20 protein-coding genes are annotated in these 23,508 nt (G+C 68.0%); 6 read left to right on the top strand and 14 right to left on the bottom strand.

Annotation, left to right across the window (positions count from 1 at the left end):
- The first annotated feature begins 4 nt into the window (after positions 1–4).
- Together ACWDPV_RS19105 and ACWDPV_RS19100 are read left to right on the top strand one after the other, a co-directional pair.
- On the top strand, positions 5–304 hold the full coding sequence (locus ACWDPV_RS19105) for a hypothetical protein (RefSeq protein WP_449744211.1): 300 nt from the start codon (positions 5–7) through the stop codon (positions 302–304).
- Positions 301–1,461 (top strand): M20 metallopeptidase family protein, encoded by a 1,161-nt coding sequence (locus tag ACWDPV_RS19100; protein WP_449744210.1) that lies wholly within the window; start codon positions 301–303, stop codon positions 1,459–1,461. Before ACWDPV_RS19105 ends, ACWDPV_RS19100 begins: the two co-directional genes overlap by 4 nt.
- Before the next feature lie 90 nt (positions 1,462–1,551).
- On the opposite strand, the gene ACWDPV_RS19095 is transcribed toward ACWDPV_RS19100, so the two are convergent.
- Complete coding sequence (locus ACWDPV_RS19095; protein ID WP_449744209.1) at positions 1,552–2,328, bottom strand: class I SAM-dependent methyltransferase; 777 nt, start codon at positions 2,326–2,328, stop codon at positions 1,552–1,554.
- Between the two features lie 11 nt (positions 2,329–2,339).
- On the bottom strand, positions 2,340–3,245 hold the full coding sequence (locus ACWDPV_RS19090; protein ID WP_449744208.1) for a LysR family transcriptional regulator: 906 nt from the start codon (positions 3,243–3,245) through the stop codon (positions 2,340–2,342).
- A 99-nt stretch (positions 3,246–3,344) separates the two neighbouring features.
- Here ACWDPV_RS19090 and ACWDPV_RS19085 point away from each other — a divergent pair, with 99 nt between their 5' ends.
- Positions 3,345–4,613 (top strand): MFS transporter, encoded by a 1,269-nt coding sequence (locus ACWDPV_RS19085; RefSeq protein WP_348804477.1) that lies wholly within the window; start codon positions 3,345–3,347, stop codon positions 4,611–4,613.
- On the opposite strand, the gene ACWDPV_RS19080 is transcribed toward ACWDPV_RS19085, so the two are convergent.
- The 6 genes from ACWDPV_RS19080 to ACWDPV_RS19055 all read right to left on the bottom strand — a co-directional run bounded on the left by ACWDPV_RS19080 (position 4,590) and on the right by ACWDPV_RS19055 (position 11,785).
- Positions 4,590–5,801, bottom strand: a complete 1,212-nt coding sequence (locus tag ACWDPV_RS19080) for a fatty acid desaturase family protein (protein WP_449744207.1) — start codon at positions 5,799–5,801, stop codon at positions 4,590–4,592. The genes ACWDPV_RS19085 and ACWDPV_RS19080 overlap by 24 nt on opposite strands.
- A 45-nt stretch (positions 5,802–5,846) precedes the next feature.
- On the bottom strand, positions 5,847–7,181 hold the full coding sequence (locus ACWDPV_RS19075) for a fatty acid desaturase family protein (protein WP_449744206.1): 1,335 nt from the start codon (positions 7,179–7,181) through the stop codon (positions 5,847–5,849).
- A gap of 164 nt (positions 7,182–7,345) precedes the next feature.
- Positions 7,346–8,446 (bottom strand): GNAT family N-acetyltransferase, encoded by a 1,101-nt coding sequence (locus tag ACWDPV_RS19070; protein ID WP_449744205.1) that lies wholly within the window; start codon positions 8,444–8,446, stop codon positions 7,346–7,348.
- A 100-nt stretch (positions 8,447–8,546) separates the two neighbouring features.
- Positions 8,547–9,662, bottom strand: a complete 1,116-nt coding sequence (locus ACWDPV_RS19065; protein ID WP_348809239.1) for a ferredoxin reductase — start codon at positions 9,660–9,662, stop codon at positions 8,547–8,549.
- Positions 9,663–9,781: 119 nt separating this feature from the next.
- Positions 9,782–10,276 carry a DUF6912 family protein gene (locus tag ACWDPV_RS19060; protein ID WP_348809238.1) on the bottom strand — a complete coding sequence of 165 codons (495 nt, stop codon included), beginning with the start codon at positions 10,274–10,276 and terminating at the stop codon, positions 9,782–9,784.
- 81 nt (positions 10,277–10,357) lie between these two features.
- Positions 10,358–11,785, bottom strand: a complete 1,428-nt coding sequence (locus ACWDPV_RS19055; RefSeq protein WP_449744204.1) for a wax ester/triacylglycerol synthase domain-containing protein — start codon at positions 11,783–11,785, stop codon at positions 10,358–10,360.
- A 164-nt stretch (positions 11,786–11,949) separates the two neighbouring features.
- Between ACWDPV_RS19055 and ACWDPV_RS19050 the strand changes: the two genes are divergently transcribed.
- Complete coding sequence (locus ACWDPV_RS19050) at positions 11,950–13,026, top strand: 2,3-butanediol dehydrogenase (protein WP_348809236.1); 1,077 nt, start codon at positions 11,950–11,952, stop codon at positions 13,024–13,026.
- Positions 13,027–13,033: 7 nt separating this feature from the next.
- Here the strand turns inward: ACWDPV_RS19050 and ACWDPV_RS19045 are convergent, their stop codons facing one another.
- From ACWDPV_RS19045 to hpf, 3 genes are all read right to left on the bottom strand, one after another.
- The gene (locus ACWDPV_RS19045; protein WP_449744203.1) at positions 13,034–13,648 is read right to left on the bottom strand and encodes an Rv3235 family protein; all 615 of its coding nucleotides are present in this window, start codon (positions 13,646–13,648) and stop codon (positions 13,034–13,036) included.
- A 66-nt stretch (positions 13,649–13,714) separates the two neighbouring features.
- Entirely contained in the window at positions 13,715–16,555 is a 2,841-nt protein-coding gene (secA, locus tag ACWDPV_RS19040; protein ID WP_449744202.1) for a preprotein translocase subunit SecA, read from the bottom strand.
- 143 nt (positions 16,556–16,698) lie between these two features.
- A complete protein-coding gene (gene hpf / locus ACWDPV_RS19035; RefSeq protein ID WP_449744201.1) occupies positions 16,699–17,451 on the bottom strand; it encodes a ribosome hibernation-promoting factor, HPF/YfiA family in 753 nt (250 codons plus the stop codon).
- Between the two features lie 467 nt (positions 17,452–17,918).
- On the opposite strand from hpf, the gene ACWDPV_RS19030 reads away from it, so the two are divergent.
- The gene (locus ACWDPV_RS19030) at positions 17,919–18,608 is read left to right on the top strand and encodes a ComF family protein (RefSeq protein WP_348804488.1); all 690 of its coding nucleotides are present in this window, start codon (positions 17,919–17,921) and stop codon (positions 18,606–18,608) included.
- Positions 18,609–18,612: 4 nt separating this feature from the next.
- Here ACWDPV_RS19030 and lpqB read toward each other — a convergent pair whose 3' ends face one another.
- The 3 genes from lpqB to mtrA are packed head-to-tail and all read right to left on the bottom strand — an operon-like array spanning position 18,613 to position 22,737.
- Positions 18,613–20,400 carry an MtrAB system accessory lipoprotein LpqB gene (lpqB, locus tag ACWDPV_RS19025; protein WP_449744200.1) on the bottom strand — a complete coding sequence of 596 codons (1,788 nt, stop codon included), beginning with the start codon at positions 20,398–20,400 and terminating at the stop codon, positions 18,613–18,615.
- The gene (gene mtrB, locus ACWDPV_RS19020; protein WP_348804489.1) at positions 20,393–22,054 is read right to left on the bottom strand and encodes an MtrAB system histidine kinase MtrB; all 1,662 of its coding nucleotides are present in this window, start codon (positions 22,052–22,054) and stop codon (positions 20,393–20,395) included. The genes lpqB and mtrB overlap by 8 nt, the downstream gene beginning before the upstream one ends.
- Positions 22,051–22,737, bottom strand: coding sequence for an MtrAB system response regulator MtrA (gene mtrA, locus ACWDPV_RS19015; RefSeq protein ID WP_348804580.1), 687 nt, complete (start codon positions 22,735–22,737; stop codon positions 22,051–22,053). Before mtrA ends, mtrB begins: the two co-directional genes overlap by 4 nt.
- A gap of 80 nt (positions 22,738–22,817) precedes the next feature.
- Here mtrA and ACWDPV_RS19010 point away from each other — a divergent pair, with 80 nt between their 5' ends.
- Positions 22,818–23,450, top strand: coding sequence for a dTMP kinase (locus tag ACWDPV_RS19010; protein WP_348804490.1), 633 nt, complete (start codon positions 22,818–22,820; stop codon positions 23,448–23,450).
- Positions 23,451–23,508: the final 58 nt, after the last annotated feature.

Raw genomic sequence — 23,508 nt, 5'->3', positions numbered from 1 at the left:
CTCGGTGCAGTCGTACGCCCCGACTGGGCGCCGCCGCCACCGGCACCAGGCCGGAAGTGAGGCATCGCCGATCCTGCTGGGTGACCACTACGTCGACAAGGACGCCGAGTTCGAGGTGCCGACCCGGTTCGCGGTGGCGGAGAAGGTGAGCCAGAAGCAGACGGTGGTGCCGATGCCCGCCGGCGTCGGCTGCAGCTCCCGTTCGCCGGGTCGAGCCACGCATCCTCCGGTCGGCCCACAACCGGGCACCACTACGATGGGATCGGCATACGGCCCGTGCGAATCGACCGAGGAGGCGACGTGACGATCGACGCCGCAACCGATCTCGTCCGGTTACGTCGCGCACTGCACCGCATCCCCGAGATCGGCTTCTGCGAACACGAGACGCGCCGCACGGTGATGAGTTACGTGAGCACCTACGCGCAGTGCCGGCCGATTGCCACCACTGGCTTCATCGCCGACATCGGGCCCGCGACCGCGGCGCGGACGCTGCTACTGCGCGCCGATATGGACGGACTCCCCGTCACCGAGGAGACGGGGTTGACGTTCGCGTCGCAACACGACGGTCGCATGCACGCGTGCGGGCACGACGCGCACATGGCGGCCCTCGCGGTCGCGGGCGCACTGGTGGCCGCCGACCCTCCGGATGATCTCCGCGTACGCCTGCTGTTTCAGCCGGCGGAAGAAGGTCAGGGTGGTGCCCGAGCGTGCATCGACGAGGGTGCGCTCGACGGCGTCGACGTCGCATTCGGTATTCATGTCTGGAATGAACTGCCGGTGGGGACCGTGGCCGTGACCCGGGGCGCGGTCATGGCGGGCGTCGTCGACTTCGGCATCCGCGTCATCGGACAGGGCGGGCACGGAGCGATGCCGCACCGCGCACACGACCCCGTGGTCGCGGCCGCACAACTGATCACCGCGCTGCAGACGGTGGCCTCCCGCACCATCGCGCCGGTGGATCCCGTCGTGCTGACGGTGGGCAGCATTCACGGCGGCGATGCCTTCAACGTCATCCCGGACGAGGTGAACCTGAGAGGGACCTGTCGCGCATTCGCACCGCAGGTACTGGCCGACACCGAGGCCCGGGTGCGCGAGATCACCGCCGGCCTCGCCATGGCGACCGGCACGCGAATGGAGCTCACGTGGCACGTGGCGCCGCCGCCGACCGTCAACGATCGCCACGTCGCCGAGCTCACCGAGGCCGCAGCCACCCAACGCATGCAGGGCTTCGACACCGTTCTCACCGACTATCGCACCATGGCCGGAGAGGATTTCGGCGAGATACTCACCGAGGTTCCCGGATGCTTCGCCCTGGTGGGTAGCAGCAACGCCGACCGCGGTGTGACCGTCTCCCATCACTCGCCTCGATTCGACATCGACGAGGCAGCCCTGCAACTCGCCTGCGACCTGCACTGCGCGATGGTCGGCGAGATGGCCGACCACGGCGTGGTCGGCGCCTGAGGCCTGTCGGCCACTCCCCTTCCCGCTCAATCGCTCCCGGGGCGGGCAGCGGTCGCGATGATGGTGTCGCAGTTGACCTCGGACATGCCGTCATCGGCGAGACGCCGCAAAAAGCCCGTTCGGATGTCGGTCACCTGCTCGGCATCCAGATCGAGGAGCGCCCCTCGCATTCCGCTGCCGAGCACCATCGCCCACGAGAAGTTGTCGGTGCGGGGGTACCCGCAACGGCAACACCGTCGCCGATGCGTGAACTGTGCCGAGGGATTCGAGCCAGGCGGTGATCTTGTCCACCGTGTCGATGCGGGTGATCGGATGCCGCGGGCCGTCCGACGGTGCGCGCAACGACGGCGGTGGCGGTGCACCGGTCACCCGGGACACCTCGGCGAAGTATGCGGCGGTGAAATCGTGCAGTGCGTCCTCATGCCAGACGGCAAAGGCGACTCGACCACCTGCGCGCAGCAGCGTCAGGAGGCTGCGCACCGTATCGTCCATGTCGGGGAGGAAGAAGACGCCGAAGCCACAGGTCAGGGCGTCGAAGTCGGACCGGTATCGCTGCGGCAGGGCTGTGACGTCGCCCACCCGGAAGTCGATGGTTCGCAGTCCCGCCGCATCCGCGTTCGCCCGGGCCCGCTCGATCAGCTCGGCGGCGAAATCGACTGCAGTGACCGCACCCTCGGGGCCGACGAGGCGGGCGGCGGCCAGCGCACTGGCGCCGGTGCCGCAACAGATGTCGAGCACACGATCACCGGCGCGCAGGCCTGCGGCGGCGGCCAGCGCGGTCCCCGCGGGACCCCACACCTCGGGTGTCACGGCATCGAAATCCGCGCTCGTGGAATTGAAGACATCAGTGAGGCTCGGCCCGGTCATACCCACCGATCCTAGCCGTGGCGGGAACCGTTCTCGATAGCCCGTTCCGTCGTCACCTCGCGCACGATGTCGAGCACCGCCCGCGCCACCGTGGACGGCGTCCGGGTGGCCGAATGCGCGATGGAGATAACCCAGGTCAGATCCGCATCCCGGCAGTGCGCCGGACGCGCCCGTGGATGTCCGGCCACCACACTGGTGGGCACCAGACTCAGTCCGAAACCGTTGAGCGCCAACTGGATTCCAAAGTCCTGATCTGCCACCTCGATGACCGACCGCCGATTCGGCACATAACGATCCGTGATGGCCCGCGTCCCCCATCCCGGCGGGAAATCGATGGTGCGTTCGTCGGCGAGATCGGCCACCGAGAACGAACCCGCCTGCATCAGAGGATGATCCGGGGAGCCGACGAGCACCAGCGGTTCCGCGGCCAATCGGTGCGCGACCACGCCGGGGACCTGGTCCGGCAATCCACCGAGAAGAGCCAGATCGAGTGTCCCGTACCGGATTCCGCGCACGTTGCCGGCACTGCCCTGCTGATTCTGGCGCATCGCGATCGTGATCCCCGGATGCCGCCGGTGCACCTCGCCGAAGGCCTCGGCCAGATCGATGGTGGCGATGTTGATCAGGGCACCCACCGACACATGCCCGGAGATGTCACCCCGCAATGCCCCGATCGCCTCCACGATCTCCGACCGCGCGCGTAGCGCGGCCCGGGCGGGTTCGACGATCGCCTGTCCGGCCTCGGTCAGGACCAGCGCCGTGGTGGTGCGGTCGAACAGTCGCGCACCGACCTCCTTCTCCAGTTTGGCCACCGACGACGACACCGCCGACTGCACCACGTGCAGTGACTTCGCGGCCGCGGTGAACGTGCCGGTATCGCAGCACGCGAGAAAGTACTCGAGCTGTCGGAGTTCCATGGTCTTCCTCCCGCCGAACCTGCTACCCATCTCGAGAAGAGATGTCTATATCGAAATCTATCGCTTTTCATCATGGCCGATGTGCGTCACGATGGTGACATGCACACGTCCACCGATACGCCGGCCTCATCGGCGAGTACCCGACTGAGTCGCGTCGTCGTCCTGCTGTTCGCCCTGACCGCCGGATCGTCGGCCGGGTGCCTCTACTATCTGCAGCCACTGCTGCATGAGGTGGGTTCCGATTTCGGGGTGTCCACCACCGCCGCCGGGCTGATCATCTCCGTCACCCAGGCCGGCTATCTGATCGGCCTCGCGCTCGTCGTCCCGCTCGGCGACTTCGTCAATCGGCGTCGCCTGGTCAGCGGCCTGTTGATCGTCTCGTGTGTCGGCCTGGCCATCGCCGCCGCGGCCCCCGCCTACGCGGTCCTGATGGTGATGGTGTTCGCCGTCGGGATCTCCGCGTCGGCGGCGCAGGTGGTCGTCCCGTGGGCGGCCGCGATCGCCGGACCGGGCGAGCGTGGCGCGGTGGTCGGCACCGTGATGAGCGGTCTGCTCATCGGCATCCTGTTCTCCCGCGTCATCTCCGGGCTGATCGCCGAGGCCGGCGGCTGGCGCACCGTTCTCGTCGTGGCCGCCGTCGTCCAGGTCGTGATGGCCCTTGCTGTCTGGTTCCGGGCCCCGCAGACGGCCACGTCGACGGGCGGAAACAGCTATCTGCGGGTGCTGGGGTCCATCTTCACCCTGATCCGCACCGAGAACGTCCTCCGGCATCGCATGCTGCTGGGTGGACTCAACATGGCGACGTTCAGCGCCATGTGGACGGCGATCGCGTTCCTGCTCGCCGGAGCGCACGGCTCGTCGTATCACTTCTCCGACGCCGCGATCGGGCTGTTCGGTCTCGCCGGCGTGGCCGGCGCGATGGCCGCACCCCGGGTCGGCAGGCTCGCCGACCGCGGTTTCCTGCGGCACACGCAGTACGGCGTCTGGCTGGTTCAGCTGGTGAGCTGGGGCCTGCTGTGGGTGGGTGCGCATCAGGTGATCGTGCTGATCATCGCCCTGCTGGTCTTCGACTTCGGGGTGCAGGGTGTGCAGATCGCCAACCAGGCGGCGGTGTACTCACTCGACGGCGAGGCCCGCTCCCGCCTGACGACGGCGTACATGGTCGCCTACTTCACCGGGGGCGTCATCGGCTCCGCGTTCGGCGGCTGGGCCTATCAGACCGGCGGGTGGTCACTGGTCTGTGCCGCGGGGGCCGGCGCGGCAGCGGCCGGACTGGCGCTGTGGGGGTGGTTCGCGATCACCGAACGCGGGCACGAGGTCCAGGGTGTCGCGGCCCAGGGGCGCTTACGCGCTCGCGCGACGGCGTAAACGCCGACGCCGACGCACCTCGGCGATGGCCGTCTTGAGGCCGAGAGCCCGGTCGGTGCCGACGAAGCGGCGCTCGGAGGCGGTTTCCGGGGCGTCGTCGGCGGTGTCACGCAGGAACCGATCCGGCAGGGCCAGCTTGTTGATGGTCCGCAGTGTCTTGAGGTACTGGAACCACAGCGAGCCGGTGGTGTAGGGCAGGTCGTACTTGTCGCACAGCGCCCGCACCCGGACCGCGATCTCGGCGAGCCGGTTGCTCGGCAGATCCGGGTAGAGGTGGTGTTCGATCTGATAGCAGAGGTTCCCGGACATGAACGCCATCGCCGGTCCGGCCCGAAAGTTGGCGCTGCCCAACATCTGTCGGAGATACCACTGGCCCTGGGTCTCGTTGTCCAGGGTGTCGACGGTGAACTTCTCGGCCCCGTCGGGGAAGTGACCGCAGAAGATGACCACGTACGCCCACAGGTTGCGGATCAGGTTGGCCGTGAGGTTCGCGGTCAGCGTGTGCCGGAAGTTGGGGCCGGTCAGGGCCGGGAACAGCACGTAGTCCTTGGCGACCTGCTTGCCGATCTTGCGGCCGAACTCCTGGATCTGCGGCCGCGCCTCCGACATCGGCTTCTTGCCCTCGAGGACGTCCTTGAGCGCGAGATCGTGCAGGCCGATCCCCCATTCGAAGGTGGCCGCGAGCATCACGTTGAACAGCGGCTGGAAGAGCCGGCGCGGTTCCCACTCCTCGTCGCGGGTCACGCGCAGGATCTTGTAGCCCACGTCGTGATCCATGCCGACGACGTTGGTGTACTTGTGATGGATGTAGTTGTGGGAGTGCTTCCAGTGCGGCGACGCGCACACCATGTCCCATTCCCAGGTGGTCGAATGCACCTCGGGATCATTCATCCAGTCCCACTGCCCGTGCATCACGTTGTGCCCGAGCTCCATGTTCTCGATGATCTTGGCCAGCGCGAGGGAACCCGTCCCGAGCAGCCACAACGGACGCTTGTGACTGCCGAGCAGCAACGCCCGGCCGGTGACCTCGAGGGCCCGCTGGGCGAGGATCGTGCGGCGGAGGTACCGGACATCGCGGAGACAGCGGTCGGCCTCGACCTCCCGTCGAAGGGCGTCGAGTTCGGCGCCGAGCGCTTCCACGTCGGCGTCGGTCAGGTGCGCGTACTCATTGATGTCGGTGATTGCCATCGCCGTCGATTATGCCCTCACCACACCCACCGGGGCCACCTGCCCTCAGGCCGCCCGCGACCCGATGACCTGGGACGACCGTCCAAGTCGGTTGCGACGGCCCCCGTTTCGGCGGTCACGCAGCGCCCTGATGGCCGACCGCAGTCCCCGGCGACGCCCGGTCATCGGATCGGTGGTCGACGCCAACCGGGCCCCGGCCGGCAGGTCCTGCTTGAACCGGCGCTCGGATGCGGTCTCCGGCGCGTCGTCGGCGGTCGCCTTCAGGTACTTGTTCGGCAGCGACAGTTTGGCGATGGTGCGCCACGACTTCGCGTACTGCAGCGGGAACGAGCCGGTGGTGTAGGGCAGGTCGTACTTCTCACACAGCGCCTGCACCCGCACCGCGATCTCGGCGAGCCGGTTGCTCGGCAGATCCGGGAAGATGTGGTGCTCGATCTGATACGACAGGTTGCCGCTCATGAAGGCCAGGATCGGACCGCACCGGAAGTTGGCGCTGCCCAACATCTGTCGCAGATACCACTGCGCCTGCGTCTCGCTGTCGACATCCTGCTTGGTGAACTTCTCGGCACCGTCGGGGAAGTGACCGCAGAAGATGACCGCGTTGCTCCACACGTTGCGGATGGCGCTGGCCATCGCATCGGCGGTCACCGCCTTACGGAAAGCCGTTGCCGCCGAGCGCTTGTCGCCACCGACGGCCACCGCGGCCGCGGCCACGAGTGACGGGTGGATGAGGTAGTCCTTGGCGACCTGTTTGCCGACCTTGCGGCCGACATCATTCAGGTCACGGCGGAACTGCTCCTTGGCCTCGGGCGTCTTGCGCTTCTTGCCGAGCTCGAGATGCTGTGCGGCGACACCGTATTCGAACAGCAGGGCCAGCAGCGTGTTGTACACCAGGTTGCCGTAGTTGAACGGCCGCCAGCGCTGATCGCGGGTCACGCGCAGCAGACCGTAGCCCACGTCGTCGTCCATGCCCAGCACGTTGGTGTACTTGTGATGGATGTAGTTGTGGGTGTGCTTCCAGTGCGCCGACGGGTCGGTGTTGTCCCACTCCCAGGTGGTCGAATGCACCTCGGGATCGTTCATCCAGTCCCACTGCCCGTGCATCACGTTGTGGCCGAGTTCCATGTTCTCGACGATCTTCGCGACGCCGAGGGTGGCCGCGCCGGCCCACCACAGGGTCCGGTTGCGCGATCCGGCGATCATCGTCCGCCCGGCCAGTTCGAGGCCTCGCTGGAAGCGGATGGTGTTGCGGATGTAGCGGGCATCCCGCTCGCCGCGCGCCGCCTCGATGTCGGCGCGGATGGCGTCGAGCTCGGCCCCGAGGGCCTCGATGTCGGATTCGGACAGGTGGGCGTATTCGGGAATGTCGGTGATCGCCATGCGCTCCCTCTCGACTCACGCCGCGGGCAGAACCCCCTCATGCCTACGGCTACGTTTCCGTAACTTACGACAGCGTAGGTTGTCGTCGGGCGTGGTGTCCAGCGATGGCAATGAACGATGGTGAGGTGTGGCGCGGACCACCGGGCGGTCCGCGCCGGGGCGGATCAGTCCCGCAGCAGCTCGTATCCGACGAGGTCCTCGATGCGCCCGTCGGAGCTGGCCGCGAGGGGCTGGGTCCCGAACTCGTGGAATCCGGCGCGCAACGCGAGCTTCTTGCTGCCCTCGTTGGAGTCGGCGGCGAACATCGTCAGCCGGCGCAGCCCGAGCACATCGAAGCTGTGCCGGACCGCCGCCGGGAACGTCTCCCCCAGCACGCCGAGACCGCGGGATTCGGGATGGGTGTAGAAGCCGGCCTCGGCACCGACGACGGGATCGATCTTGAACAGCGAGATGTCGGCCATGTACTTGTCGGTCTCGCGGTCGGCGACCGCCCAGGTGCAGGTCTGCCCGCACGCGGCGGTCCACCACTTGCGGGTGCGTTCGGCGGCGGCATGCTCGACGGTCAGCGGATCGGGACGGCCGAACAGGTATTTGCGTGAGATCGGGTCGTCGAGGGTCTCCCGGATCCGCTCGTCGTCCTTGACCTCCAGGGGCCGCAACCGGAACCGTTCGGTCTCGAAAGTCGTTGCATGCCAGGTAGTTTTGGGGTCGAAGCTGTCGCCGGCATGCCACTTGCCGCACCACGCGTCGACGACGCCGCTGTTCATCTCCAGCCAGTCCGGCAGCCGCCCCACCAGGGTGAAGCCTGCGGCGTGGGCGGCCTTCAGGCTCGACAGGTTGCCCTCGGCCGCCTCCCAGCGCACCACCTCGACGTCACGCTCGGCGACCGCGTACTCCATGGCGAGCACCATCGCCCGACGGACCAGGCCGAGACCACGCGCATCGGGGTGCAGACCGAAACCCATGTCGACGATCCGGCCGGAACCCCGCAGATCCATGCTGCCGATGAATCGGCCCTCGTGTTCGATCGCCCAGATCATGGACTTGCCGTCCCGCCAGCCCTGCAGCGCACCGATGATGAAACGCTCGGCGTCGGATCGGCCATAGGGTGAGGGCATCTTCGCCCAGCGCATCGTCAGCGGGTCGGTGGCGTACCCGACCACTCTCTCGACGTCGTCGGTCTGATGTGCCCGCAGCGTGATGACGCCGTCGGACAGGACCGGCACATCGCTCGTCGTCGTCAGTTCGATCAGTTCGGCTCGCACGCGGATCTCCTCCGTGGTCGACAGCGTCGCCCATCGAGCCTAACCCGTCGGCGGGGACGGCGGCGCGAACACCGGTATCGACCCCCGGTCGCGATGCGTGTCAGACGTCGATCGTGCAGTCCCCGGCCGCGGCGCTCACGCAGGTCTGGATGCGTTCCCCCTCGACGTGTTCGGCGCCGGACCGCAGGTCACGCACGCAGCCCTTGTCGAGCATCACCACGCAACTCTGGCAGATCCCCATCCGGCAGCCGAACGGCATGATGACCCCGGCCGACTCGCCGGCCTCGAGCAGGGTCGTCGCCCCGTCGACCTCTACGCTGCGGCCGGCCCGTCCGAAGGTCACCGTGCCGCCCTGCGCCCCCACGGCCCCGCGTTCGAGGGCGAACCGCTCGATGTGCAGGTTCCCGGCGACCCCGGCGGAATCGAAGGCCCCGGTCAGCATCTCCAGGAAGCCCGACGGCCCGCACGCCCAGGTGGCCCGCCCGGTCCAGTCCGGACACAGGGTGGTCAGATCGGCGGGGGTGAGTTTCCCGTCGACCCGGGTGTGGCGGACGTGCAGGTCGATCATCCCGGACGCGGCGAGGTCGTCGAGTTCGGTGGCGAACAGCAGACTCTCCGGCGTCGGGGTGGAGTGGATCAGCGTGATGTCGGTGCGCTGATGACGATGGGTCATGGTCCGCAGCATCGAGATGATCGGCGTGAGGCCACTGCCCGCGGTGGCGAAGAGGATCTTCGGTGGCAGCGGATCCGGCAGGACGAACTCCCCCTGCGGGGCGGCCAGCCGGACGATCGTGCCCGGTGTCAGTCCGTTGACCAGATGCGAGGACAGGAATCCCTCGGGCATCGCCTTCACCGTGATGGCGACGAGGCCGTCGGTCCGGGTGGTGTCGGGCACCGAGGTGAGCGAGTACGACCGCCAGGTCCAGCGGCCGTCGACGAGGACGCCGATGCCGATGTACTGGCCCGGGGCGTAGTCGAAGGTGAATCCCCAGCCCGGCCGGATGCGGATGGTCGCCGTGTCATCGGTCTCCCGGGTGACCGACTCGATCCGGCCGCGCAGTTCACGCGCCGACCACAGCGGATTCGCCAGATGCAGATAGTCGTCGGGCAGCAGCGGAGTGGTCATCCGCGCCACGGCGGCGCGCACCCACTGGCCGGCCCGGCTGCGTGCCGCGATTCCCGATACCGGCGCCTCGAAGCGATCCCGGATGCCCATCGATCACCGTCCTCTAGTTCTCGATCCGTGCGCCCCGACCGACGATCGAGGCGTAACCTACGCACCCGTAGGTTACGCCACCGAAACCTGATCCGCGATGGCGGTCCGGGGAGCAGGACTCAGAGCAACTCGAGCAGGAACGGCAGCTCCTGCGTGGCATACCAGGCGAGATCGAAGTCCTCGACGTCGCCGACGGCGAGTTCGGCGTCCTCGTCACCGAGATCGGCGGCATCGATCACCTCGACGGCCGTCCGCACCGCCGGCTCGGCGTCGGTGCCGTCGACGTGCACCGAGGCGATCGAGGTCCGCGGGATCGGGCCCGCCACCCGCACCACCGCGACGTCGAGATCGGGCCGCAGCGTGGCATCGGAGACGTCGGCGGCCACCACCACCCGCCGGATCGGCAGCTCCGAGGAATCGTCGGCGAGCAACCGCAGCGACGCCCGCGCGGCCTCCCGCATGGCGACCTCGGCGAGTTCCTCGTCGTCGCCGGCGAGGAACGACTCCCGCAGCGCCGGGGTGAGTGCGAACCCGGTGCCACTGACCGGCGTGAACTCCCCCGTCGACTGCAGCGCCGTCAGCATCGTCAACGTCGCCGGAAAATAGACCCTCATCGCCACACCTCGTCACACTCGCCGCCGCTGCGCCACACGCCGATCAGCGTAGGAGACGCCCCGACCGGCCGCCGGTCCGGGTCAGTCGGCACCGACGAGTTCCTCGAACGACTCGGTGACGTAGTCGGCCAGCGCCGGCAGGTCGGCGATGACGCCCCGGTCGGCGGTGAAGGCGAACCGCAACGCTCCGGCATACTCCACGACGCCGATCGACAGCGAATGCCCGGCCACCAGCCCCGGAATCGAGTAGATGCCGGATACCTTGCGCCCCAACACATACCGATCGGCGACGGGTGCGGCCCCGATGGCGATCGGGACGTTGTAACCGCGCTTTCCCCACGACCGGAACGCCCACGAACCCAGCTCGGGGAAGGGCACCACGCCCAGCTCCGACAGGATCGGGCGAGGCCCCTGGGTGACCCGCCGCGACGACTGCGAGTACCGATCGGCCAGCCCGGCCACCTGCGCGAGTCGCACGGTCGGGTTGTCCTCCCCGATCGGCAGATCGGTGACGAAACCCGGCGCGCCGACGTCGACCCACCGATCACCGGCTTCGGCGGAGGTGATCACCCCGGGATCGCGGGTGGTCAACGGGATCTCCACCCGCACGGTGCCGGTGATGGGGGCGGCCACGTCGTAGGACAGCAGCCACCGCCGCAGGACGCCGCCGATGATCGCCAGCACCACGTCGTTGACCGTGCAGCCGTGCCGCTCGGCGATCTTCGCGCAGTCCCGCCGGGGCACCGAGGCCACCGCGAACATCTGCGACGAGGTTCCCGGTGCGTCCAGCGGGCTCGACGGCGTCGAGTCGGTCACCTGGGCCAGCAGGTCTCCCACCCGGTCGACGGTGAAACCGACCAGCGAGCGGACCCCGCCGATGACACCGTTGCCGGCGACGACCGACTCGAACAACTCACCGGGACGCGACACCGCCTCGGCGACCGCCCCGATCGCCAGCGCGGCGGCGCCCGGGGGATGGCCGGGCATCCACACGTCGGGATCGAGGTGGCGGACCTGCGCCGATTCGTCGGTGATCACCTCCGACATCTCCGGCCCGTACGTGTCGACGAGGCATCGATGGGTCTTGGTGAGGAGGGCATGGCCGCCGTCGCCGAGACCTTCGATCAGATACATCTCCCACAGTGGCCGCGAGCGGTCGAGCGGCCGCGACATCACCCGGGCGATCAGATCGGCGAGATCGCCCATCGAACCGGGACGCGGCAGACCGGATCGCCGGATGTGGAAGTTGATGTCGAAATCGGGGTCGTCGGCCCACACCGGCCGGGCCAGACCCAGCGTCACCGGGCACACGACCTGCCGGTAGCGCGGCGCGATCTGCAGTCGGTTCTCCACCAGCGACACCAGCGACGGGTAATCGACGGGGGGTGTCTGATCGGCCTGCTCCGACGACGCCTCGTCGACGACGAGCAGTGCGCCCAGATGACTCGTGGCCCCCGTCGGATCCATGAAGTAGTACATCGCCTCACGCGGGGACAGCCGATTGACCACGTCGCCGATCCTAGGACATGTCTCACACTTCCCTTCGCGAGCGGTTGCCGTCGCAGCCCCCGCTGCAACTCCCGGCAACGCTTGACTCTCCGCCGCGACGGCGGTTTGACTCCGGGGATGCGGTGGTCATCGCCGAGCGCCGCACCCGATCAAAGGAGATCTCCATGCGTGCAGCCCGCTACTACGATCGCGGCGACATCCGGATCGAGGACATCGACGAACCCGTGGTGACACCGGGCACCGTCGGCATCGACGTGGCCTGGTGCGGCATCTGCGGAACCGACCTGCACGAGTATGCCGACGGCCCGATCTTCATCCCACCGGCCGGGCATCCGCAGCCGATCAGTGGGGAAAGCGCGCCGGTGACGCTCGGCCACGAGATGTCGGGGGTGGTGTACGCCGTGGGCGACGGCGTCGACGACGTCGCGGTCGGCGATCACGTGGTGGTCGAGCCCTACATCATCGGCGAGGGAGTCGACACCGGACCCGACAGTCACGACTATCACCTGTCGGCGGACATGAACTTCATCGGCCTCGGCGGATGCGGCGGCGGGCTGGGCGAGAAGATCGTGGTGAAACGTCGCTGGGTACATCCGATCTCGCCGACGATCCCGCTCGATCAGGCGGCCCTGATCGAACCGCTCTCGGTGGGTTTCCACGCCGTGGAACGCAGCGGTGCGCGCAGCGGCGACACCGCGTTCATCACCGGGGCCGGACCGATCGGGTTGCTCACCGCGGCGGTGTGCAAGGCCGAAGGGGTGAGGACCATCATCAGCGAACCGAGTTCGCTGCGCCGTCAGAAGGCACTCGACGCCAAGGTCGCCGACCATGTGATCGACCCGTCCGCCGAGGACGTCGCCGCGCGCGTGCGTGCGATCACCGACGGTCGGGGCGCCGATGTCGGCTTCGAATGCACGTCGGTCCAGCCCGGTCTGGACGCCCTCGTCGATGCCCTGGCACCCCGGGGCGTGGCGGTGGTGGTGTCGATCTGGAGCCATCCCGGATCGATCGACATGCAGAGACTGGTGCTCAAGGAACTCGACGTGCGCGGCACCATCGCCTACGTCAATAGTCATCCGGCGACGATCCGACTGGTCGAGGAGGGCCGAATCGACCTGGCACCGTTCATCACCGGACGCATCGGCCTCGACAACCTCGTCGACGACGGATTCGACACGTTGCTCCATCACAACGAGACCGCCGTGAAGATCCTCGTCTCCCCGTCCGGGGCAGGTCTCTAGATCACGCTCAGGTGAGCGCGAATTCCACCAGCCGCCAACGGTATTCGACGCGCACCGGGATCGTGGGGCGATTGCGGGTGGGCGCCTGGCGAACCCGGCACGGCACCCGTTCGATCCGGCCGGCGAAGGCCCGCACCCGGCGTCCCCGCTCGTAGCTGCCGAAGATCTCCGCGGTGGTGGCATCGCGCATCTGGATGTGGACGCGCCGGACATGGGCCGCCTCACCGACGCCCGCCGGATCGGTATGCGCGAGATCGGCGCGCACCAACGTGTCGACGTGTTCGACGAGGTGCGCCGACACCACCGGTTCGAGGTGATGGGCGGGGCGTCGCCGGTCGATCACCTCGAACACGGCGGTGATGATCGCGATGGCGAAGCGACGCGCCTCGATCGTCGCCGCCGGTACACCGACGGGCGCCCGCCGCGCCGGCGCAACCGGAAGTGATGGCGCCGCCGCGAACACCGCGGTGGTGTCACCGGCACTGCTGGGCACGCCGACGGGTTCACACGCCGGCGCCGGGACGATCTCCAGTCGTACGGGCGGGCCGTCGGGGCCAGGCCTCGGGTCGGCGGCGGCGAGCAGTGCTGGAGGTTGCTGGGTCCGGATGAAAGTGCGCGTCATGGAAGATCGGACGCAGCACACGCCCTTTCGGTTCCATGAATCTCAAAGTTTTTTCGCCGACGGCACTCAGCGCCGCTTCTTCTTGGATTTCGGCGGCTTGCCACCCGCGGTCTTGCCCTGGGCGCGGGCCGCGGCGCGACGCTCACGACGCGTCGCCGACACCAGTGCCGGATCCTCGAGTTCGTCGGCCTCGCTGTGCACGACGGTCGATCCGTCCTCGTCGGGACCGGAGTAGCTGATTTCCGACTCATCCGGGGCCGAGTCGGACACCCCGACCGCCCGTAGTGCCGGTGGTGCCTGACGCGCGGCGGTATTCGCGGACCCGTTCCCGGCGGCGGCACCGGCCAGTGCCGGGGCCGGCTCGCGGCGGGTCGCGGCGGCCGGTGCGGGTACCGGCGGGGCCTCGGTCTGCACCTGCACGTTGAACAGGAACTGCAGCGTCTCCTCTTTCAGGCCCTCGAGCATGCCGCTGAACATGTCGTAGCCCTCGCGCTGATACTCCACGACGGGGTCACGCTGGGCCATCGACCGCAGGTGGATACCCTCGCGCAGGTAGTCCATTTCGTAGAGGTGATCACGCCACTTGCGGTCGAGGACGCTGAGCAGGATGGTGCGTTCGAGTTGACGCATCGCGCCCTCACCGGCGACCTCGGTGATCTGCTCTTCGCGGCCCTCGTAGGCGGCCTGCGCGTCGGCGATGAGGATGGTCTTGAGTTCCTCGGCGGAGATGTCGTCACGCTCGCCGTACTCGTTCTCGCCGACGACCTCCTTCGGATCGAGGTCGACCGGGTAGAGGGTCTTCAGTGCCGACCACAATTCGTCGAGATCCCAGTCCTCGGCGTACCCGACCTCGGTCGCGCCGTCGACGTACGCGCCGACGACCTCGGCGATCATCTCCAGGATCTGTTCCCGGTGATCGGTGCCCTCGAGGATGGTGCGGCGCTCGGCGTAGATCACCTTGCGCTGCTCGTTCATCACCTCGTCGTACTTGAGGACGTTCTTGCGGACCTCGAAGTTCTGCTGCTCGACCTGCGTCTGGGCACTGCGGATGGCCTTGGTGACCATCTTGGCCTCGATCGGCACGTCGTCGGGCAGATTGACCCGGTTCATGATGGATTCGAGGGCGGCACCGTTGAATCGGCGCATGAGTTCGTCGCCGAGGGACAGGTAGAACCGCGACTCGCCGGGGTCACCCTGACGGCCGGACCGGCCACGCAGCTGGTTGTCGATGCGGCGGGATTCGTGCCGTTCGGTGCCGAGCACGTAGAGACCACCGGCGTCGCGGACCTTCTCGGCCTCCTCGGCGGCGTCGGTACGCGCGGTCTCGATGGCCTCCTCCCACGCCTCCTCGTACTGATCCGGGGTGGAGACCGGGTCGAGTCCGGCCTTGCGCAGCCGGATGTCGGCGATGATGTCGGGGTTGCCACCGAGCACGACGTCGGTGCCGCGACCGGCCATGTTGGTGGCGACGGTGACCGCGCCGGTGCGTCCGGCCTCGGCGACGATCTGGGCTTCCTGCTCGTGGAACTTGGCGTTGAGCACGTTGTGCGGGATGTCGCGCTTCTTGAGTTGGCGTGACAGGTATTCCGACCGCTCGACGCTGGTGGTACCGATGAGCACCGGCTGACCCAGCTCGTGCCGCTCGGTGATGTCGTCGACGACCGCGGCGAACTTGGCCTCTTCGGTCTTGTAGATGAGGTCGCCCTGGTCCTTGCGGATCATCGGCTTGTTGGTCGGGATCGGCAGCACCCCGAGCTTGTAGATCTGGTCGAACTCGGCGGCCTCGGTCTCGGCGGTACCCGTCATGCCGGCGAGCTTGTCGTACATGCGGAAGTAGTTCTGCAGGGTGATCGTCGCCAGGGTCTGGTTCTCGGCCTTGATCTCGACGCGTTCCTTCGCCTCGATGGCCTGGTGCAGGCCCTCGTTGAAGCGCCGGCCGTCGAGCACACGACCGGTGAACTCGTCGACGATGAGGACCTCACCGTTGCGGACGATGTAGTCCTTGTCGCGGTGGAACAGTTCCTTGACCTTGATGGCGTTGTTCAGGTAGCTGACCAGCGTCGAGTTCGCGGTGTCGTAGAGATTGTCGATGCCGAGTTGATCCTCGACGAACTCCACGCCCGCCTCGTGGACACCGATGGTCTTCTTCTTGATGTCGACCTCGTAGTGCACGTCACGCTCGAGCAGCGGCGCGATGCGGGCGAACTCGACGTACCACTTGCTCGATCCCTCGGTCGGGCCGGAGATGATCAGCGGGGTGCGGGCCTCGTCGATGAGGATCGAGTCGACCTCGTCGACGATGGCGAAGGTGTGGCCGCGCTGGACGAGATCGTCGAGGGAATGCGCCATGTTGTCGCGCAGGTAGTCGAAGCCGAACTCGTTGTTGGTGCCGTAGGTGATGTCGGCGGCGTAGGCCTCGCGACGCTGGTCCGGGGTCATCCCGGTGAGGATCACCGCGGTGTCCAGGCCCAGGAAGCGGTGGACGCGGCCCATCCACTCCGAGTCGCGCTTGGCCAGGTAGTCGTTGACGGTGACGACGTGCACGCCGTCGCCGGAGATGGCGTTGAGGTAGGCGGGCAGCACACAGGTGAGGGTCTTGCCCTCACCGGTCTTCATCTCGGCGATGTTGCCGTAGTGCAGGGCCGCACCACCCATGATCTGCACGTGGAAGTGCTTCTGGTCGAGCACGCGCCAGGCCGCCTCCCGGGCGACCGCGAAGGCCTCCGGCAACAGTTCGTCGAGCGACTCGCCGTCGGCGTGGCGTTCCTTGAATTCGGCTGTCTTCGCCTGCAATTCGTCGTCGCTGAGCGCCTCGACCTCGTCGGAGAGTGATTCGACGTGCGATGCGATGGCATCGAGTCGCTTGACCATGCGGCCTTCACCGACGCGCAGCAGCTTGTTCAGCACCGTGGATCGAGTCCCTAACTCATGTCGACAAACGTGGAGAACCGGCCTGCGCAGCGCACAGGCCGGTTCTCATGGTACCGAGGTCGCCTGAGGACCAACTGATCGGCCGGTGTGCCGACCAGCGAGTCCTCGGCTCGATCGGGTCAGGCCAGACGGATCAGGCCGTAATCGAATGCATGCCGCCGGTACACCACCGAGGGCTTGTCGGTCTCCTTGTCATGGAACAGGAAGAAGTCGTGTCCGACGAGTTCCATCTCGTACAGCGCGTCGTCGACGGTCATCGGCACCGCTTGATGCTCCTTGACACGAACGATCTGCCCGGGCGTGCGCTCGGCGACCCCGTCATCCCACTGCGGTTCCGCGGAATCCGGGAGCGGCCCGGGCACCGACAGCTGATTGTCCTTCAGCGGTGGGGCGCCGACCTCGGTCGCCTCGGCGACCGAGATGGGACGCCGATTGCCGTAGTGCACCTTGCGGCGGTCCTTCACCCGACGCAACCGGGACTCGATCTTGTCGAGGGCCGACTCGAGAGCGGAGTAGAAGTTCTCGCCGTGCGCCTGGGCGCGGACCACCGGGCCCTTGCCTGCCGCGGTGATCTCCACCTGCTGACAGACCTTGGACTGCCGACGGTTGCGTTCGTGGTTCAGCTCGACGTCGAAGCGAATGATGCTGGGGTCATACCGTTCGAGTCGCGCGAGCTTGTCGCCGACGTAAATCCGGTAATGGTCAGGGATGTCGACGTTGCGACCACTGAACACCACTGTCGCGGTGGGCTCGGCGGGTTCTTCCGACTCGACGGTCCCGGGGGGAACGACAAATGCGGAATCGTTGTCGTAGTCGTCGACCGCGGCGACCTTGGATTCGCGCTGGCCCTTGCGGTGGATGACAGATGACATTCAACTACCTCCTGGAAAGTGCGCCCCCACGATGCCGCGAACCCGGCGGATCGAACCTCGGACGCCCAAGAGGATGTGAAAGTAGTTGGCGCCCTGCGTATTCGACGATTCTGGCGTTCGCCCGGCAGTGAAGGAGCAGGAACCGAGTCAGTACCGACCGACGGTCGGCACCCATGACGCAGATGGCCTCACCTCCCGCACGAACCACATCCCGCGGTCCGCGATGACCTGTCAACCTCTTGTACCTTCGACCGTAGTCGGATGTTCGCTCCGCGGCCATGTTTCCGATCAGTGCGTCACAATCTCCCTCTTGAAGAGGGGACGAAGGTCCTCGACGGGGTCGGTCGGGCCCGTCGAACCGTCGGGCCGACGCGCCGCGATCCCCAGATCACCCGCCGTCCCCACCCGCGCCGATGGGCCGGTGCGGACCGACGCGTCACCGCCGACCGACTGTCACACTGGCGCCCGTGTCGGCGACCTCGGACCTGTATGCGGCGCTGCGCCAGATCGTCGTCGACGGCGTCGATCTGGCATTGCCCCGACGCTGCGCCGGCTGCGGCGCGCAGGGCCACGACTGGTGTGAGCAATGCGCGAAAGCAACTTACGACGCCCCGGTGGAGCTGCGTCCCCGGGTACCGATCGACATCCCGGTGTGGGCGGCGGGCCGCTACCGGGGTCCGCTGCGACGGGGGATCCTCGACCTGAAGGAGCATCAACGTCGAGGTCTCGCCGAGCCTCTCGGAGCGCTGCTGGGCTCGGCGCTGATCACCCTGGCCCGCTGGGGTGAGCTCCCCGACGCCCCACGGCTGCATCTGATCCCGGCGCCCACCCGCACCCTGGCCGCCCGTCGACGCGGCGGCGACCCGGTCACCGCGATGACGCGGGTCGCGGCGCGGCGGATCGGCCCGCGCGCCGGGGTGATCAGCGCCCTGGTCACCGCGCCGACCACCCGCGACTCGGCCGGACTTGATGCGCGGGACCGCCGGGACAACCTGCGCGGCCGTATCCGGCTGCGTCGGATCGATCCACTGCCGGTGGGTACGACCGTCCTCGTCGACGACGTGCTCACCACCGGGGCGACCGCCGCGGAATCCGTCCGGGTCCTGCGTGCGCACGGCATCGACATCGCGGCGGTGCTGGTGCTCGCCGGCGCCTGAGTTGTCAGGGGATCACCGGGATCGTGCCCGGCGTCATCGCCGGCTCAACCTCGGTCCAGTACTCGTCGGCCTGGCCGTTGGTGCTGCCCAGGCGCAGCACGCCACGCTGATCGGCGAGGTAGACCGTCGACGAATTCGCCACCACCGCGGTGACCGGCGGTGACACGTTCCCGCTGAGCAATCCCACCGCCGGGGTGCCGTTGATGGACAGTTGCGCCACCGGCGAATCGGTCGCATCCCGCGCGATGACCAGAGTGGTCGGCGACGCCCAGTCGAGCGACACCGCGCGATTGCCGATGTTGTACGCGGCGATCCGCGGCTGCTCGAGGGACAGCTGGCCGTCGTCGTTGGTGGCGATCACCGCGAACAGAACCTGTCCGTCGACGATCATCGCCACGCGCACACCGTCGGGGGCGATCTGCAGTTCGGTGATCGGGCCACGGACCAGGCCGGTCACCTGATCGGCGTTGACATTGACGATGCGGGTGGCACCGCCGTCGTCGCGCATCCACTCGATCGGCCGACCGTCGACGACCGACCACACCGTGTTGTCCCCGGACCCGAACGACGGGCGGGTCATCGAGGTCCCGGAGGTGACGGTGACGACGTCGCCGCCGTAGTCGCCGATGGCGAGGTCCCGCCGGGCCGGATCCCCGGCGACCGCGAGGACCGCGGCCACCCGGGAGCCGTCGGGGGCGATCGCGGCCGCACGCACCAGACGGGAAGTCCCGAGTTCGCCGGTGACCGGGGTCGTTCCGTTGTCGATCACGTCGAGCAGCGCGCCGTCGCGGACGATGTTGAGTCCGACGTCGGTGGTCGGTATCGCGTTCGGATCGAACGACCGGACATCGGCGGTCTGCCATCCCCCGGAGCGGTCGGCGACCAGCGGCGCACCGTCGGCGTTGATCACATACGGTCCGCCGACCTCGGCACCGCTCAGCGTCCAGACCAGCTGGGCCGCCAGCACGGTCCGATCCCGGACGTCGGGGTTGCCGATGCCGGTGAGATCGATTCGTACGCCGCCACCGGGGATCGGGGTGACCGGACCGCGCAACGCCGCACCGGCGGGCAACGCCGAATCCACCGCGGGCGCGAGATCGGTGGCCGGACCGTTGATCAGTGTGGTGATCAACGTCGTCGGGTCGGAGTCCTGTCCGGAATACATCCAGCGCGGGTCGGTGACGAGATGGGTACGGGTGCGGTCGGTGAAGTACACCGACACCTGCCGATAGCTGACCTCGAACTGATCCCGGTCGATGAGTGTCTGGTCGGGCAGCGTGCCGTCGATGCGCCACTGATTGTTGACGCGGATCATGGTGATGGTGGCCTCCACCTGCCCGCTCGACGGCAGCAGCTGCCCGTCGGGACGCAGCACACCGACGGTGTCGCCGACGAGCCGCATCCGCACGGCGGTCTCGCTGCGCTGATCGACGTAGGTGTTGATCTTCTCGACGACGATCGAATCGCCGCGGTCGTCCCACTGCGACGCCGAGGCGCGGCTGAGGAATTTCCGCGCGGCCGCGTGCGCGTCGGTCGGCGACGCGGACGCCTTGAGGAAGGCCCGGACCAACGCCTCCGGGTCCATGTCCGACTCCGGTTCGGGCACCGAGTTGGTCGGGCCCTCACGCGCGAACGAACTGATCGGTTGGGGTGCGGAATCGTCGGGCACTCCCCCACATCCGGCGAGCGTCAGCGCGGCCACCACGCCACACACCACCACCATCAGCCGACGACGAACCCGACGGGACCGAGCCCGACGGGGAGTGGACGATGCGCGCATCGGCTCAGTCATCGGCATCCTCACGCCCGGCGGTCGTGGTGGCCGCGGTGCGGGGGGCCTTGCCCGACCCCACCGGCTTGAGTGGCAGCGGGCTGCCCAGCACCTTGTGCCCCCGGACCAGCGGCAGCGTGAGACGGAAGCAGGAGCCCTGCCCCGGTTCACCCCACGCCTCGAGTCGTCCCTGATGCAGTCGGGCGTCCTCGATGCTGATCGCCAATCCGAGACCGGTACCGCCGGATCGTCGGAACCGGGACGGATCCGACCGCCAGAACCTGTTGAAGACGAGCTTCTCCTCTCCCGGACGCAGGCCGATGCCCTGATCACGGACGGTGATCGCCACCGCGTCGCCGTCGGAGCGCATGGTCAGCGTCACCGGGCGGCGTTCGCCGTGGTCGATGGCGTTGGCCAGCAGATTGCGCAGGATCCGTTCGACGCGACGGGGATCGATCTCGGCGAGGACCGGTTCGGCCGGAAGATCGAGGACCAGCTCGGTGCCGGTCTCGTCGGCGAGGTGACCGACGGTCGCCAGCGCCGCATCGATGGGGATCGCCATGTCCATGCGTTCGGCGGCGAGTTCGGCCATGCCCGCGTCGTGACGCGAGATCTCGAGCAGTTCGTTCAGCAACGTCTCGAACCGGTCGAGTTCCTTGTCGAGCAGTTCCACCGACCGCCGGCGCACCGGGTCGAGTTCGTCGCGGCCCTCGTAGAGCACATCGCTGGCCATCCGCACCGTCGTCAGCGGCGTGCGCAGTTCGTGGCTGACGTCGGAGGTGAACTGGCGTTGCAGGCCGCCGAATTCCTCGAGGTGGGTGATCTGCTTGGACAGGCTCTCGGCCATGTCGTTGAACGACATGGCCAGTCGTGCCATGTCGTCCTCACCGCGGACCGGCATGCGTTCCTTGAGCCGGCCGTCGGCAAACCGCACCGCGATCCGTGACGCCGACCGCACCGGGATGACGACCTGCCGCGACACCAGCCACGCGATGGCGGCGAGCAGCCCCAACAACACCAGCCCGCCGGTGAGCAGGGTGCCGCGCACCAGGTCGACGGTGTTGCCCTCGGTGGTGAGGGGGAAGACCAGATACAACTCGAGTCCCGGCACCGACGCGTTGGTCGGCGTCCCGATGATCAGCGCGGGCTGTGTCCCGCCACCGGCGGCCGGCACCGACGAGTACTGATAGGCGATCTGCCCGCCGGCCACCATGTCACGCAGATTGCTCGGGATCTCGGTGATCGGACCGACTCCGGTGACCGCGCCGTCGGCCCCGGGCACGATCAGGACGGTGTCGAAGGTGCCGACATTCCCCATCGTCTGCGGGCTGTCGGTGTCTCGGTCGGTCAGCAGCGACCGCGTCTGCCGTAGCCGGTTCTGCACCGACATGTTGGCGTCGCCGCCGGCCAGGTCGCGTTCCACCGCGATGCGGGCACGCTCGACCTCCTCGGTCGCGGCACTGAGTTTCACGTCGAGGAGCCGGTCGGTGATCTGACTCATCAGGACGAACCCGAGGATCAGCAGCACCACCACGGACAGCACCAACGTCGACACCACGACCCGCAACTGCAGGGATCGACGCCAGATCCGGCCGAACACCGAGGCCAGCGAACTCGCCGAGCGGGTGAGTCGCCCGAAGGTGCTGTTGACGCGTCGTCTGTTGCGGCCGATCACGGCGGGCCGGCCTTGTAGCCGACCCCCCTCACCGTCAACACTACCTCCGGGTTCTCCGGATCGGTCTCGACCTTTGCCCGCAACCGCTGGACATGCACGTTGACGAGTCTGGTGTCGGCCGGATGCCGGTAACCCCACACCTGCTCGAGCAGGACATCGCGGGTGAACACCTGACGCGGCTTGCGGGCCAGCGCCACCAGCAGGTCGAACTCGAGCGGCGTCAACGAGATCGGCACGCCGTCGCGGGTGACCTTGTGGGCGGGGACGTCGATCTCGACGGGCCCGATGGACAGCAGTTCGGCCGGCTCCTCGTCGGTGCGGCGCAGCCGGGCGCGTACGCGCGCGACGAGTTCCTTCGGCTTGAACGGTTTGACCATGTAGTCGTCGGCGCCCGATTCGAGGCCGAGCACCACGTCGACGGTGTCGGATTTGGCGGTGAGCATCACGATCGGTACACCGGAGTCGGCGCGCAGGACGCGGCACACGTCAATACCGTTCATCCCCGGCAGCATGAGGTCGAGCAGCACCAGATCGGGCCGGATCTCGCGCACCGCGGTGAGCGCCTGCGTCCCGTCGCCGACGACGAACGGTTCGAAACCCTCACCCCGCAACACGATTGTGAGCATCTCCGCGAGCGCGGCATCATCATCGACGACGAGGATCCGTGGCTTCATGGTGACAATGGTGACACTGTTGTGACCGTCCGGCCATGATCGACGCGCCGGGCGTGCATCGTCGAGCGAGAATCGCGGAGGAGAACACGTTGGGTCGTCTGATCGCTGTGGAGGGCCTCGACGGCGCCGGCAAGAACACACTCGTGACCGGACTTCTCGACCATTGGAACGGCCTGGGTGCGCGGGTCGCCACGGTGACCTTTCCGCGCTATCACCGATCGGTGCATGCCGACATCGCCGCCGAGGCGCTGCACGGTGATCACGGAGACCTGCGGGACAGCGTGTATGCGATGGCGTTGCTGTTCGCCCTCGATCGCCGCGATGCCGCCGCCGATCTCCGTGAGGCGCTGGACACCCACGACGTCGTCGTCGCCGACCGGTATGTCGCGTCCAATGCCGCCTACAGCGCCGCGCGGCTGCGCGAACCCGCCGACGGCGCGGTCGTCGGCTGGGTGCACGACCTCGAGTTCGAACGGTTCGCGATCCCCCGGCCCGACCACACCCTGCTCCTCGGTGTCGCCGCCGAGGTGGCCATGGATCGCGCGGCCTCCCGTGCCGCCGCCGACCCCGGCCGGCCACGGGATCACTACGAGAAGGATGCCGATCTGCAGGTGCGGGTGGACGAGCTCTACCGTCGGCTGGCGGTCGAATCGTGGGTGTCGCCGTGGACGCTGGTGAGCGACAACGACCCGGCCGTGCTCGGTGATCTGCTCACCGAATGACGGGTCACGGCCGGTCGGCGGCGACGTCGGATAGCCTGGTGCCGACCCCACGTCGCGA

The organism is Gordonia sp. NPDC003504 (assembly GCF_053587995.1).
The sequence above is the reverse complement of the archived record's forward strand: the minus strand, read 5'-3'. Positions and strand labels throughout refer to the sequence as shown.